Raw genomic sequence first — 13,289 nt, 5'->3', positions numbered from 1 at the left:
GTATTTTATGAATACAACATCAATCAAAGTGGAAGGCATGACCTGCGGTCATTGCAAAAGTGCAGTGGAAGGGGCGCTTGGAAACCTTTCAGGCGTGGAAAAAGCGGAGGTCGACCTGTCCGCCAACGCAGTATCCGTGGAGTACGCAGAAGATAAAGTGACTGTTGAAGAGATGAATGAAGCAATCGAAGAACAGGGCTACGATGTAGTGAAATAATAAAAATAAGCTTGTATCTTTTCAGATACAAGCTTATTTTTATTTCATATCTGATATAATCAAAGGAATAAATTAAAATTACCGCCTGAACAATGAAGGGGGAAGGCCTTTTGATCTTTTTGGTCATACTATTATTATTCACTTCGTTATTCTTCTCCGGCAGTGAGACGGCACTGACAGCAGTCGACAAAGTGAAGCTTCAGGCAAAAGTGCAGGATGGCGACGGCAAGGCGGCCAGACTGATGGGGATCGTATCGAGACCAAGTGAATTCATCACGACCATATTGATCGGCAACAACATCTCCAATATCATACTGCCGACATTAGTCACCATCATGGCACTCGAATATGGATGGAGCGTGGCTGCAGCCAGCGCCGTACTCACCATCACCATCATATTGTTTGCCGAAGTCGTACCAAAATCCATTGCTGCGGCTTTTCCGGAAAAGGTATCTTATCTCGTCATGCCGGTCATAAGGTTTTTCATCATCATCCTTAAACCGATAACGGTCATTTTAAATCTCATAACGGATAATATCACCAAAATATTATCAAGAGGCGAGCAGCCCTCCTGGACCGTGTCGAAGGATGAGCTCGTGAACCTCATCGATATTGCGAACGCAGAAGGTGTGCTGAAAGTCCGGGAAAGGAACAGGATCAAAGGTATACTGGATTTCCGGGATTTGAATGTCAAAGATATCATGTCGACACCGAGGACCGAGATGGATGCAATCAGGGTGGACACACCATACGAAGAAGTGGTCGGGACCGTGGTGAGCCTGATGCATACGCGTTATCCCGTCTACGAGGAAAATATGGATGATATCGTTGGGGTCTTCCATACTAAATACTTATTGAAATGGTCGCTCGAACCCGAGAAGGATCTGCTGGATTTTTCGGATACGGACCCTCTGACGGTCAAGGAGTTTGATGCAGTGGAGGATGTCCTGAGGAAGATGACAAAGGAAAGACGCCACCTGGCAATTGTCCTGGATGAATATGGCGGCACCGAAGGCATCGTCACCCATGAAGACATCATCGAAAATATGCTCGGTTTTGACATAGAAGATGAGACGGATGTAAGAAGTGATGCACTGGTCGAAAAAATGACAAAAGATGAAATCATCTGCGACGGCAGGATTACGCTCCACCGGCTGAACACCCAATTTGAAACGGAGATTCCCGAAGAGGAAGATACTTTATCAGGTTATCTGTTCAAGGAATTCAATGATATCCCCGTGCAGGGTGATGTTTACAAGAATGAGGCACTCGGTCTCAGGTTCGAAGTCATGATCATGGAAAATCAGACCATCCGTACGATCAGGATTTTAAAAGAAGAACCTCAGGAAGATGAGGGGAAAGAAGAAGATCACAGATGATAAGAAGCCCGGAGAGAACGGGCTTTTTATCATCCGGCAAATGATGGTAAGATTGATATTATTTAATCAGAGGGTTTTATTATGAAAAAATATGCATTCCTGTTAGGTTTTTTGATTGCGGTCAGCCGGTTCCTGTATAAGGAAGATAAAGAAATCCAAGTGACGGAGCGTGAATTATTCAGTGAAAAACTTCCGGAAGCATTCGACGGCCACCGGATCATCCATGTTTCAGATTATCATAATGCCTGGTTTGGCTGGAGGGCACGTCATCTTCTCGATGAAATCAGCCGTGCCGATGGAGATGTGATCATGATGACCGGGGATGTGATCGACAGGCGCACCCCGAACCTGCGGCGCTCGAAAGCCTTCATCAAACAGCTGGTGAAAATCGGACCGGTGTACTATGTGACGGGAAATCACGAAGCCCATTATAAAAAATGGAAGAAACTCAAGAAATACATAGATCGGTCGGACATGGCGGACATGAGCGACACTTCTGTGCAACTGACGAGGAATGGACAGAGCATCAACATCATCGGCATGCCGGACCCGTGGTTTCTTGGAAACGAAACGTATATGGATGTGAACTTCCGTTTCGAAAATCTGCTGAAACACAGAGTGGACGGCACATCGGATGATTTCACCGTCCTGCTGTCACACAGGCCCGAATTGATTAATATATATGCGAAGTATGATCTGGATGTGGTGCTGTCCGGTCATGCCCATGGCGGCCAGATCCGTCTGCCGTTCGTGGGCGGGCTTTATTCACCGCATCAGGGTGTCCTGCCCAGGTACTCGGAAGACATGCATAAGATGTACGGCACGACGGTTTCGGTGAGCAGGGGGCTCGGCAACAGCCGCTTTCCATTCAGGGTCTTCAACCATCCCGAAGTCGTGGTGCTGACTTTGAGAAGGAAATGATGAAGTGAGGTGTGTGGAGTGCTGGAACAACTGATATCATATGCGATTGTCGTAACGGTCCTTGCGATGGTGCCTGGTGCAGACATGATGATCATCATGAAGAATACACTCGCATTGAACCGGTTTGCCGGCAGGATCACACTTGGCGGCATCATGGCAGGGCACTTATTCTGGCTCGTGATATCGGTGGTCGGACTTGCGGTGATCATTGCAGGTTCACCGCTCCTGTTCAATGCCATCAAATATGCAGGCGCCCTGTACCTGATATATGTCGGCGTACAGAGCATGCGTGCGGGCGTGCTCGTCCCCAGGCAGTCCCTCGAGCACTTTGATACTTTGAGCGCCCCGGTCAGCCGGAAATCCTTGAACCAGTCATTCAGGCAGGGACTCGTCGCAAACTTGTTGAATCCGAAAGTGCTGATATTATATATGACCATCATTCCCCAGTTTGTGGGCGGGGACGTGGAAACCGGACTCGGTTATAGCCAGCAGATCATACTGCTTGCCCTGATACTGGTTGCGATTTCAATCATCTGGTTTTTGATGGTCGTGGAACTCGTGAATCTTCTGAAAAGATGGATGAAATCCTACGTGCTCCAAAACTGGTTCAGCAAAGGCGCGGGGCTGATCATCATCCTGTTCGGTCTCAGGACATTATTTTTCGGATGAGGAATTGGGAAGCTGACGGGAGGTGCTATTGGTCAAACCGTGCTTCGTTTGGCCGATAGACCGCCCCCATCGGCCGAGTGGGGTTTCGTTTGGCCGGTGCCGGCCACATATACATAATTTCCAAATATTAAAGGCATAACCCGCTTCGGGTCATGCCTTTTTCGAATTCCAAAAAATCAATCGAAGAACACCATATCCGGGGCATCATCTTCTGTGATCGTTATCGTCTGCTTCAAATATTTCTTCATCTTGTTGAAATCGACTTCAGCACCGATTCCGGGCTTTCCGCTCACCTGGACGACGCCCTGTTCTGCAACCACTTCCGGGGTGATGATATCCTCTTCCCAGTAGCGGCTGGAGCTTGCGGTGTCGCCCGGCAGGGTGAAGTTCGAGAGTGTGGTGATCGCGATGTTGTGCAATCTGCCGACACCCGCTTCCAGCATGCCGCCGCACCAGAGTGGAATATTGTGACGTTCTGCCAGATCGTGTATCTTCTTCGACTGGGTGATGCCACCGACACGTCCGACTTTGACGTTGATGATTTCACAGCTGCCGAGTTCAATCGCAGCTTTGGCTGCCTGGTAGCTGTCTATGCTCTCATCCAGGCAGACGGGGGTTTTGATTTCTTTCTGCAGCTTTGCATGATCGACGATATCGCCGGCTGCGAGGGGCTGTTCGATCATCATCAGATTGAATTCATCCAATGATTTCAGCAGCTCGGTGTCATCGAGTGTATAGGCGGAATTGGCATCGACCATCAGCGGGATATCGGGAAAGACCGCCCTGACTTTACGGATCATTGAGACATCACGGCCCGGCTTTATTTTAACCTTGATGCGCTTGTAGCCTTCATCGACTTTCTCCTGAATCCTGTCAAGGAGGAGTTCATCGGTATCTTCAAGTCCTAAGGAGATGCCGACATCCACTTCCGCCTTCCGGCCGCCGACGGTTTCGGCAAGCGTCCTGTCATTCTCTTTGGCATACAGGTCCCACACGGCACCTTCGATGCCGGCTTTCGCCATATTGTTCTTTTTGAACGGAACGAGCAAATCCCATACTTCATCGGGGTGGCTGATTTCATTTTTGATGATGATTGGGGCGAAATACTTCTTCATGGCGATCATGGCACTGTCCATGAACTCCTCCGAGTACAGCGGGTCTTCACCGGCGACACACTCGCCGAAACCTGAAAGGCCGTCCGCATTCACCGCCTCGACGATTGTGATGTGCCTTTTGGTCTGGGTGCCGAAACTGGTGGTGAATGGATGCTTCATTTCCATTTCCAATTCATGAAGCTTGAATTCTTTGATTTTCATACTTTACCTCCTATACGGGGCCAAAATCCATTGCAACGAGTACAATCAGATAAATGATCCCTAATGTATACCATATTACCACTAAAGGAAGGCCGGATGATCCCTCCATATTGAATTTGAAAATGCATAAGTATATATTAAGTATAATAGTTTGAGAATACAAATAATTTTGGAGAGGATTTTTGGATGATTAATGAAAAGGTTCTGGAAGTATTCCAGCATATGCATGAACATCCCGAGCTGAGCAACGAGGAGTACGAGACGACGGATTATATATATGATTATTTGAAAAATGAAGGTTTCAACCCTGTCAAATTCAAAAACATCACCGGCTTATACTGCGATATGGGGGCGTTTGAAGGGGACCATCCAAAAATCGGCGTGCGGGCGGATATCGATGCCCTCTACCAGGAAGTGGACGGGGTCAAACGTGCGAACCATTCATGCGGACATGATGCGCATACAGGCATGGTGGTCGGCGCGATGCTGAAGCTGAAAGGACACGAAGCGCTGGCTGCACGGGGCGTCAGGTTCATCTTCCAGCCGGCGGAGGAAGTCGGCACGGGGGCACTTGCGGTTGCGGAGGAGGGGATCATCGAGGATCTTGATTACCTGTTCGGCATCCATCTCCGTCCGATCGAAGAAGCGGGGATGGGTGAAGCCTCCCCGAGCATCGAGCACGGTTCGGCGGCCTCCCTCCAGTTCAGGATAGTGGGTGAAGATGCACACGGGGCACGCCCGCATTTGAATCATAATGCCATAGAGATCGGGGCGGATATCGTCAACATGCTCTCCAAGATCCATATCAACCCGGTCATCCCGTCATCGGTGAAGATGACGAAATTCATCTCGGGCGGCAAGTCACTGAACATCATCCCGGGCATCGCCGAGTGCGGCATCGACCTCCGCGCCCAGACGAACGAAGAGATGGATAACCTGAAGAATCGTGTGTTTAAAATACTGGAGTATGTAAAGGATTTTTACGATGTCTCCATCGAAGATCAGGAGTTTTCGGGCATCGTCGCGAGTGAGAGCAACGAAGAGGCGATCCGGTTTTTAAAGGAGGGCATCATAAAAGCGCTTGGCGAGGAGAATCTTATGGAGCCGATCACAACAAGCGGCGGAGATGATTTCCATTATTACACGGTCAAATACCCTGAACTTAAGGGTGCCATGATCGGTCTCGGATGCGACCTGAAGCCCGGTCTGCATCATCCGAATATGACATTCGACCGCGATGCACTTGAAAACGGGGCTGAAATCATTTACCAATCCATCTTGAAAGTGAGATGAAAAAATGCCGGACATCGAATGTCCGGCATTGTCATTGGAACTTATTAAACTAACATGTCATCAACATTATCTGTATTGGCGACGACGAGGAACACTGTGCCTTTGTCCATTTCGGCTTCATAATCCTCAGCTTCAGATTCAGAGAAACCGACACTTTCAAGCTGGTTTCTTAATTTGTCGCCTTTTTTCGTGAATGTGCCCTTCACTGCATCAGTGACGCCCATTTCCCCGGCACCGATGATGCTGGCATCAGCGTTTTTCGCAATGCGCTTCGTACGTTCATCATCATGTGAAATCACATAAATGTCTTCTTTGGAAACATCTTTTGTTTTTAATTTCTTTATATGATCCTGCAGCTCTTCATCGTCTTTATAACCTTTGATAAATGGTTTAGCCATAATTATCTCCTCCGATGATTGTATTTGATATCAAATCCAATATTAATATTCCCATCAGAGATATCATTAAACATCAAATTTCAAATCATCTTATAAAAAAGAGCCCACCGGGCTCATTTGAATCAAATATTCCTGTGCTGTTCCACATTATCCGCTTTGCCTGAGTCAGTGTAGCCTTCATTGCCGGGCTCTTCACGGACGACCGGATCATTGAATGTCCGGGACAGCTTGCGGTGATACAGGAATAGCACGACGATGGCTGCGATGCCGGCTGTCAATATGTTCAGCAAAGCCAGTAATATCGCCACGCCGATGTTCCGCGTGTAGGCATTGAATATGCCGATGAATATGATGGATTCCATCAGCAGGTAGGAAATTGCGATGTCTCCGATGGATAATCCGAGCAAATAAACGACGAGGCCCGTGATGGCGAAAATCAGGCCGAGGTGTTTCGGTTTGAAACTGCCTTTTTGAAAAACATTGCCGTCAAATTCCTGTCCGGCGACATAAAATGTGCCGAAAGGCACAAATGACAGTAAAGGGATGTCAAGATTCTTCCTTTCAGCTATCCTGAAAAGGAAATACCCCTGGAGCAACCATTTGACGAGCCCGAATGCGGCTATGAATATCAGTAAAATTATACCGATTGCAACAAGACCTGCAAACACACCAAAAATTTCGATATAAACCACTCCTTTAGATCAATTGTAACACGAATAAAGTGGATAAAAAATTTACAGGTACCGGAAAATGGGTCGCTCTTTCAGGATTATAAATGTTTTTGTATAAATATACTTGAAAAGGAATTATTATAATGATATTATGTATATCATTACGATTCAAATCAAATGACAGAGGTGCTTAATATATGAGTGAAAAAGTGGTATTGGCTTATTCAGGCGGATTGGATACAAGTGTTACGATCAAGTGGTTCATCGATAAAGGATTCGAAGTGGTTGCATTATGCCTGGACGTCGGCGAAGGGAAGGACCTGGATCACATCAAGCAGAAGGCATTCGATATGGGTGCATCCGAATGCTATGTGCTCGATACTAAAGAAGAGTTTGCAAATGAATTCGTCAGTTATGCAATTTACGGTAATTCCATGTATGAGGGTAAATATCCATTGGTGTCGGCCCTCAGCAGACCTTTGATTTCAAAGAAGCTGGTTGAAGTGGCACATGATGCGGATGCAGACTATGTGGCGCACGGCTGTACCGGCAAAGGGAATGATCAGGTACGTTTTGAAGTGGCAATCAAATCGCTGGATCCTACGATCAAAGTGCTCGCGCCTGTAAGGGAGTGGACATGGAGCCGTGAAGAGGAAATTGCATATGCAAAAGAAAACGATGTGCCGATCCCGGTGGATCTGGACTCCCCGTATTCAATCGATCAGAACTTATGGGGCAGAAGCAACGAGTGCGGTGTGCTTGAAAATCCCTGGAATCAGCCGCCGGAAGATGCATATGACTTAACCGTCCATCCTACAGCTGCGAAAGATGAAGCGGAAGAAATTTTACTGACGTTTGAAGCAGGTCTTCCGACCAAAATAAATGGTGTGAGCTATCAGCTGGATGACCTCATCCTCAAGCTGAATGATATTGCCGGTGCACACGGCATCGGGCGCATCGACCATGTTGAAAACAGGCTGGTGGGCATCAAATCGAGAGAGATTTATGAAACACCCGGCGCTGAAGTCATCCTTACTGCAAAACATGACCTTGAAACGATCACCCTCACAAAAGATATCGCACATTTCAGACCGGTCATCGAGCAGAAATATACAGAACAGGTCTATAATGGCCTATGGTTCTCGCCGCTCAGCGATTCCCTCAGAAAGACATTGAAGGATATGGCCAAAGATGTGAACGGGGAAGTCCGTCTCGAGCTGTATAAAGGCAACGTGATCATCACAGGCCGTCAGTCCGACAACAGCCTGTACAACGAAAAGCTTGCGACCTACACATCAGAAGATGCGTTCGACCAGGGCGCTTCCGTCGGCTTCATCGAAATCTTCGGCCTGCCGACAAAAGTCAAAGCGATGCTTGATAATGGAGTAAAGATCAATGACTAAGAAGGCCTGGGGCGGCAGATTTTCAGGTGAGGCACTGGACTGGGTGGAAGAATTCAACGCATCGATCCACTTTGATAAAGTGCTTCTCGACCTGGATATAAAGGGCAGCATCGCCCATGCTGACATGCTTGCCGAATGCGGCATCATCACTCAGGAAGACAGGAAAATCATTGTCGACGGCCTCCACAAAGTGAAAGAGGAAGCTGATAAGGGCAACATCGATTGGGATGTCACGCATGAAGACATCCACATGAATATCGAACATGCATTGACGGAAATCGTCGGTCCTGTGGGCGGCAAGCTTCATACCGGACGCAGCAGAAATGACCAGATTGCGACGGATATGCACCTGTATGTTAAAGCACAGGTCGAGGAGATCATCCAATCCATTGAAGCGCTGCAAAAAACAATCATCAAGATCGCCGAAGAGAACCTCCATGTGATCATGCCAGGCTATACGCACCTGCAGAGGGCCCAGCCGATTCTGTTTTCCCATCATATGATGGCTTACTTCTGGATGTTCAACAGGGACAGGGCGCGCATGCAGGATGCACTGAAACGCATCGATGTATCACCGCTCGGCGCAGGGGCGATCAGCGGCACGACTTTCAACATCGACAGGGAAATGACGCAGGATGCACTCGGATTCAGCGACCTGTACCATAACAGTATGGATGCGGTGAGTGACAGGGATTACATCATCGAAACGTTATCCAATATAAACCTTGTGATGATCCACATGTCCAGAATTTCTGAAGAAATCATCTTTTGGATGAGCGAAGAGGCGAAGTTCGTCACTTTGAGCGATACATTCACGACAGGCAGCTCCATGATGCCGCAGAAGAAGAATCCGGATATGGCAGAACTCATCCGCGGAAAGACGGGACGTACGACAGGTGCCTTGATGTCCATGCTGATGCTGGTCAAAGGACTGCCGCTCACATACAATAAAGATATGCAGGAAGACAAAGAGGGGCTTTTTGATGCTGTAACCACAGTGCGCGGTGCCTTGAAGATCATGAATGGCATGATCGATACGATGACCGTGAATGAAGAAAGACTCGAACAGACGATAAACGAAGACTTCTCCAATGCGACCGAACTTGCAGATTACCTCGTGGAAAAAGATGTGCCTTTCAGGGAGGCGCATGAAGTCGTCGGTAAGCTTGTGCTGAAATGCATCAACAGCAACCAGTATTTGAAGGATTTGACCATTGAAGAATTCAAGGAAGCGAACAGTCTGATAGAAGCAGATATCTACGATGTATTATCACCACAGACCGTGGTCGACCGACGGGTCAGCTACGGCGGTACTGCAACCGAAGCGGTGAAGCAGCAAATCGAACTTGCAAAGACACTCATATAATATTCGAACCGGCACATGTGCCGGTTTTTTTATTTTCCGCTCCTCATGGGCCTGTCTTTTACTGCGGTGCCGGCAGGATGGCCGCCAATAAAAAAAGACCGGCTCCCGCCGGTCCATCTTAAAATATATATCAGAATCTGCGATTGTTTCTATCATTGATCTTATTGGCACTTCTATAGGCATCTATGACTGCATACAACCATACGATCGGGAAGAAAATGTACCCGATCAACACCGTCATCAGGAACCCGTTGATTGCCTGGATGATGATCAGCATGATGCCTTTGAAGAATTGTCCATTATATATTTGTCCGAGCCCGTTGATAAAGAAGCTTAAAACAGCTGCGACGCCTGCACTTTTTTGTGATGGCATAAATTATATTCCTCATTTCATCGTTAAAATTCAATTCTTGTAGATATACCCGTTATTCTTCCTCTTTAAACTTTGCGTGCCTCTCTTCGCCGCCCGGCATTTTGAAGGGCCACCAGTTACCGCGTTTGAAAGTGATGATCAGTGCAGGAACGAGCAGCGGCAGGACGACGAATGCATAGAACAGCAGGGCAAAGATGATTATACTGGTCACTTGGACCAGAATGACTATTCCTGAAGGATAAAGTGCTGCGAAAGTCCCCGACAGAATGATCACGGCAGTAATGACGACGGAGCCCATTTTTCTGATTGCGGTTTCTATCGAATCCCGGATGCTGTGCGTCACGACTTCTTCCCTGAACCTGTCGATGATGAATATCGAGTAGTCGATCCCGAGTGCCGCAAATATGATCAGGCTGAAGAACGGTACCGCCCAGTTCAACTGCTCTATGCCGAACCAGCCGAGAATCCACTGCGTCATGCTGACTGAGGCGAAGTAAGTGACGAAAATTGATCCGATCATGATGACAGGCAGGATGAACGACCTGAACAATACAGCAAGTATGACAAATAATGTGATGACAAATATTGTAACGACATAACTGTAGTCGTCTGAAGTGATCTGGTCAAGGTCCCTGTTCATGCTCGTCACGCCTGAGAAGTAACTCTCAACGCCAGTGAGCTCAAGGCGATCCAGTTCACTGTGGACTGTGAACTCCACTTCGTCCAGCACTTCCATCGCACGGTGACTGTAGGGATCCCCGTCCAGTATGACACTCAGGTTGATTGCCGTGTCATCGGCAAAACTGTACTGGTCGATTGCACTTTCGAGATCATCGGATTCCATGAACTGCTGCGGCACGTTGACACCTGTATGGTCCACGGCCTCATTTTCGGTGATTTCGGTGAGGAGGTCCTGGATTTCATTCATTCCGCCCATGATTTCATCCATACCCTCGTTGATTTCGTCAACGGCTGAAGCGATCTCACCGATACCTTCGGACAGTTCGGACATCTGGGCTGCAGCTTCTTCCTGCCGGGTGATCATTTCTTCATTTGCAGCGTCCACCTGCCCGGACATTTCTGCAAGCCCGCCCTGGATTTCTTCAAGCTGGCCGGCAGCACCTTCGGCATCGCCGGTCATCATCAGATATTCATTGACACCTGCGACCCCTTCGCTGAGTTCATCCAGCCCATCCGACAACTCGCTCATGTCCCCGCCGCCCATATCGGCGCCTTCCAGTTCCTCACTGATTTCTGTGAGATTGCCGGAGATTTCATCGAGGCCCCCGGTCGTTTCTTCCAGACCCTCAGTCAGCTCAGTCATGCCGTCTTCGGTTTCGTCAAGCTGATGGCGGACTGAAAGTTCATCTATGACATCGCCTGTCGGTCTCGTGACCGTCTGCACTTCTTTCACGCCATCGACTTTGCTCACGGTATCCGCGACGGATTCGATGCGTGTCAGTGTTTGTGCATTGACCAGGTCCTCTCCGTCGGAAAGGATGACCCGGATGGGGAAGATGACCCCTTCATCAAAACTTTCACTCACTACATTCGTGGCATGGACTGCAGAGTAGGAATCATCCAATTCACTGAGTGAGTCATAGTTCACTTCATCGTTATAGAAGAACGACAGGACGATCAATACGGCGACCACCGAGAAAATGACCCGTGTCGGATGCTTGATCGAAAATGTGCCGAACAGTTTCCAGGTTCTGCTCTCTTTCGTCTCGATGTTCTTTATACTCGGCCAGAAAATATACTTACCGAGCAGTGACATGAGTATCGGCAGCAGGGTGAATAATGACAGGAGCATGAACAGCATCCCGAGGGCCACTCCAACGGCAGAACGGTAAATTTCAAAATTTGCAAAGAACAGCACCCCGAACACGACAGCACCGGAGATGCCGCTGATGAAGACAGTTTTACCTCCTGTTTTAAAAGTGTTCAAGGTCGCTTCATACTTATCATTGATGAGCAGTTCTTCTTTGAACCTGTTGAGCAAAAGGATGCAGTAGTCTGTGCCCACTCCAAACAGTATGACGATCAGGAAGCTCTGGGTCTGCGGTGAAATCGGGAAGCCGAACCATTCGACGAACCACGCGACGAATGACTGGCCGATCAAGTATGAAACCCCGACGACGGCGAGCGGCACGAAAGGCGTGATGACGGAACGGAACATGATCAGCAGTACCGCAAGGACGATGATCACGGTGAAGACCTCCGTCGTCTGAATACCGTTCATTGCATCTTCTTCCAGTGTCCTTTGGATCAGTTCATTGGAGGTGATGGATGTATGGGCTGTTGTCGTATTCAGCTCCTCAATGTCATTCGCGACTTCGAGGATCACATTCTCATCACCTGTGTATTCCATCGGTATCATGATGACACCGGCTTCATCATTGATGTAATTTTCCTGAATGTCGCCGCTGAATTCAAAAGGATTCGTAATATTGTCGACGCCATCCACACTTTCGATTTCATTGATATAGGACTCGATATCCGACCGGTTTTCGGATACTGAGTCATCGAACTCCAGAACCAGGGACATCATTTCGATGTCCTGGTCATGATCTTCCAGGAATTGACGTGCCTGCTCACTCGGCTGATCGTCCGATAACTGGACATCGCCTTTTTCCGTGGCGAGCTGGGTCAGATCCGGAGAAAATATGAATGTCAGGATTGCGAAGGCGATCATAAAAACCGTGACCGGCCATTTAAATTTCAGGATATGTTTCATTCACTCTTCCTCCGTCGATGTATTTAAGTATGATTTCGGTTGCCTGATGCAACTCCTGCAGCTCTTCTTCATTGATATCTTTAATATCTTGATGAATGCTGTCCTTTATATTCGTCAAGAACTCAATCAATAACTTTTCGGCATTGGCATTCAAAGATACCAGCTTTGACCGCCGGTCGTTGGTCAGCTCATTTTCCTTGAAGGTGATCAGATTTTTATTGGAGAGCTTTTTCAACGTATGGGTCACCGCACTTTTAGTCGTATTGAGTGCTTCAGCCAGCTCCTTGGGTGTCGCCTGGGTATGTATGAACAAATACTTGATCACTTCCATCTGGGGTTTGGAGATATGCAGTTTCTGCACAGTATCCGTCACATCGTTGAAGATGGATGCATAACCGTATCCGTATATGTCCCGCAGGTTATTCAAAGTTTCCGGCATCTTTTCCAATCGGTTTTCCCCCTTCATGTAGTTGAGCATGCTGTACTACTTTGCTGCAGAAAGAGTTTATCATGTTTGGACATGCCGTTCAACGAATCCTACCTCTG

At 47.9% G+C, this 13,289-nt stretch carries 13 protein-coding genes; 7 read left to right on the top strand and 6 right to left on the bottom strand.

Annotated elements, in window-relative coordinates:
* Window positions 1-7: 7 nt before the first annotated feature.
* From copZ to BUA12_RS10330, 4 genes are all read left to right on the top strand, one after another.
* On the top strand, window positions 8-217 hold the full coding sequence (gene copZ / locus BUA12_RS10345; protein ID WP_072710537.1) for a copper chaperone CopZ: 210 nt from the start codon (window positions 8-10) through the stop codon (window positions 215-217).
* A 110-nt stretch (window positions 218-327) separates the two neighbouring features.
* Window positions 328-1,596: a hemolysin family protein gene (locus BUA12_RS10340; protein ID WP_072710536.1), complete on the top strand. Its 1,269-nt coding sequence runs from the start codon at window positions 328-330 to the stop codon at window positions 1,594-1,596.
* Window positions 1,597-1,677: 81 nt separating this feature from the next.
* Window positions 1,678-2,517 carry a metallophosphoesterase gene (locus BUA12_RS10335; protein ID WP_072710535.1) on the top strand — a complete coding sequence of 280 codons (840 nt, stop codon included), beginning with the start codon at window positions 1,678-1,680 and terminating at the stop codon, window positions 2,515-2,517.
* An 18-nt stretch (window positions 2,518-2,535) separates the two neighbouring features.
* On the top strand, window positions 2,536-3,186 hold the full coding sequence (locus tag BUA12_RS10330) for a LysE family translocator (RefSeq protein ID WP_245772807.1): 651 nt from the start codon (window positions 2,536-2,538) through the stop codon (window positions 3,184-3,186).
* A gap of 176 nt (window positions 3,187-3,362) precedes the next feature.
* On the opposite strand, the gene menC is transcribed toward BUA12_RS10330, so the two are convergent.
* Complete coding sequence (gene menC, locus BUA12_RS10325) at window positions 3,363-4,502, bottom strand: o-succinylbenzoate synthase (protein WP_072710534.1); 1,140 nt, start codon at window positions 4,500-4,502, stop codon at window positions 3,363-3,365.
* Window positions 4,503-4,688: 186 nt separating this feature from the next.
* Here menC and BUA12_RS10320 point away from each other — a divergent pair, with 186 nt between their 5' ends.
* On the top strand, window positions 4,689-5,795 hold the full coding sequence (locus BUA12_RS10320) for an amidohydrolase (RefSeq protein WP_072710533.1): 1,107 nt from the start codon (window positions 4,689-4,691) through the stop codon (window positions 5,793-5,795).
* A gap of 44 nt (window positions 5,796-5,839) precedes the next feature.
* Here the strand turns inward: BUA12_RS10320 and BUA12_RS10315 are convergent, their stop codons facing one another.
* Window positions 5,840-6,193, bottom strand: a complete 354-nt coding sequence (locus BUA12_RS10315; RefSeq protein ID WP_072710532.1) for a YflT domain-containing protein — start codon at window positions 6,191-6,193, stop codon at window positions 5,840-5,842.
* A gap of 122 nt (window positions 6,194-6,315) precedes the next feature.
* On the bottom strand, window positions 6,316-6,885 hold the full coding sequence (locus BUA12_RS10310) for a hypothetical protein (RefSeq protein WP_143146131.1): 570 nt from the start codon (window positions 6,883-6,885) through the stop codon (window positions 6,316-6,318).
* Window positions 6,886-7,061: 176 nt separating this feature from the next.
* On the opposite strand from BUA12_RS10310, the gene BUA12_RS10305 reads away from it, so the two are divergent.
* Together BUA12_RS10305 and argH are read left to right on the top strand one after the other, a co-directional pair.
* On the top strand, window positions 7,062-8,267 hold the full coding sequence (locus tag BUA12_RS10305) for an argininosuccinate synthase (protein WP_072710531.1): 1,206 nt from the start codon (window positions 7,062-7,064) through the stop codon (window positions 8,265-8,267).
* Entirely contained in the window at window positions 8,260-9,633 is a 1,374-nt protein-coding gene (gene argH / locus BUA12_RS10300) for an argininosuccinate lyase (RefSeq protein WP_072710530.1), read from the top strand. The genes BUA12_RS10305 and argH overlap by 8 nt, the downstream gene beginning before the upstream one ends.
* A 130-nt stretch (window positions 9,634-9,763) precedes the next feature.
* Here argH and BUA12_RS10295 read toward each other — a convergent pair whose 3' ends face one another.
* From BUA12_RS10295 to BUA12_RS10285, 3 genes are read right to left on the bottom strand one after another with little or no spacing between them, the layout of a single operon-like run.
* Window positions 9,764-10,006 (bottom strand): hypothetical protein, encoded by a 243-nt coding sequence (locus tag BUA12_RS10295; RefSeq protein ID WP_072710529.1) that lies wholly within the window; start codon window positions 10,004-10,006, stop codon window positions 9,764-9,766.
* A gap of 52 nt (window positions 10,007-10,058) precedes the next feature.
* Window positions 10,059-12,743, bottom strand: coding sequence for an MMPL family transporter (locus BUA12_RS10290; RefSeq protein ID WP_072710528.1), 2,685 nt, complete (start codon window positions 12,741-12,743; stop codon window positions 10,059-10,061).
* Entirely contained in the window at window positions 12,721-13,182 is a 462-nt protein-coding gene (locus BUA12_RS10285; protein WP_245772808.1) for a MarR family winged helix-turn-helix transcriptional regulator, read from the bottom strand. Before BUA12_RS10285 ends, BUA12_RS10290 begins: the two co-directional genes overlap by 23 nt.
* Window positions 13,183-13,289: the final 107 nt, after the last annotated feature.

Origin of the sequence: Lacicoccus alkaliphilus DSM 16010 (assembly GCF_900142805.1) — a bacterium.
GTDB classification, from domain to species: Bacteria; Bacillota; Bacilli; order Staphylococcales; family Salinicoccaceae; genus Lacicoccus; species Lacicoccus alkaliphilus.
This window is presented reverse-complemented; position numbering and strand designations above follow the sequence as displayed.

What these genes read in the sequence shown, in the direction of transcription:
- copZ (WP_072710537.1), top strand. Translation starts at nt 8, where the DNA reads ATGAATACAACATCAATCAAAGTGGAAGGCATGACCTGCGGTCATTGC.
- BUA12_RS10335 (WP_072710535.1), top strand. Translation starts at nt 1,678, where the DNA reads ATGAAAAAATATGCATTCCTGTTAGGTTTTTTGATTGCGGTCAGCCGG.
- menC (WP_072710534.1), bottom strand. Translation starts at nt 4,502, where the DNA reads ATGAAAATCAAAGAATTCAAGCTTCATGAATTGGAAATGGAAATGAAG.
- BUA12_RS10320 (WP_072710533.1), top strand. Translation starts at nt 4,689, where the DNA reads ATGATTAATGAAAAGGTTCTGGAAGTATTCCAGCATATGCATGAACAT.
- BUA12_RS10315 (WP_072710532.1), bottom strand. Translation starts at nt 6,193, where the DNA reads ATGGCTAAACCATTTATCAAAGGTTATAAAGACGATGAAGAGCTGCAG.
- BUA12_RS10305 (WP_072710531.1), top strand. Translation starts at nt 7,062, where the DNA reads ATGAGTGAAAAAGTGGTATTGGCTTATTCAGGCGGATTGGATACAAGT.
- argH (WP_072710530.1), top strand. Translation starts at nt 8,260, where the DNA reads ATGACTAAGAAGGCCTGGGGCGGCAGATTTTCAGGTGAGGCACTGGAC.
- BUA12_RS10295 (WP_072710529.1), bottom strand. Translation starts at nt 10,006, where the DNA reads ATGCCATCACAAAAAAGTGCAGGCGTCGCAGCTGTTTTAAGCTTCTTT.
- BUA12_RS10290 (WP_072710528.1), bottom strand. Translation starts at nt 12,743, where the DNA reads ATGAAACATATCCTGAAATTTAAATGGCCGGTCACGGTTTTTATGATC.
- BUA12_RS10285 (WP_245772808.1), bottom strand. Translation starts at nt 13,182, where the DNA reads ATGCCGGAAACTTTGAATAACCTGCGGGACATATACGGATACGGTTAT.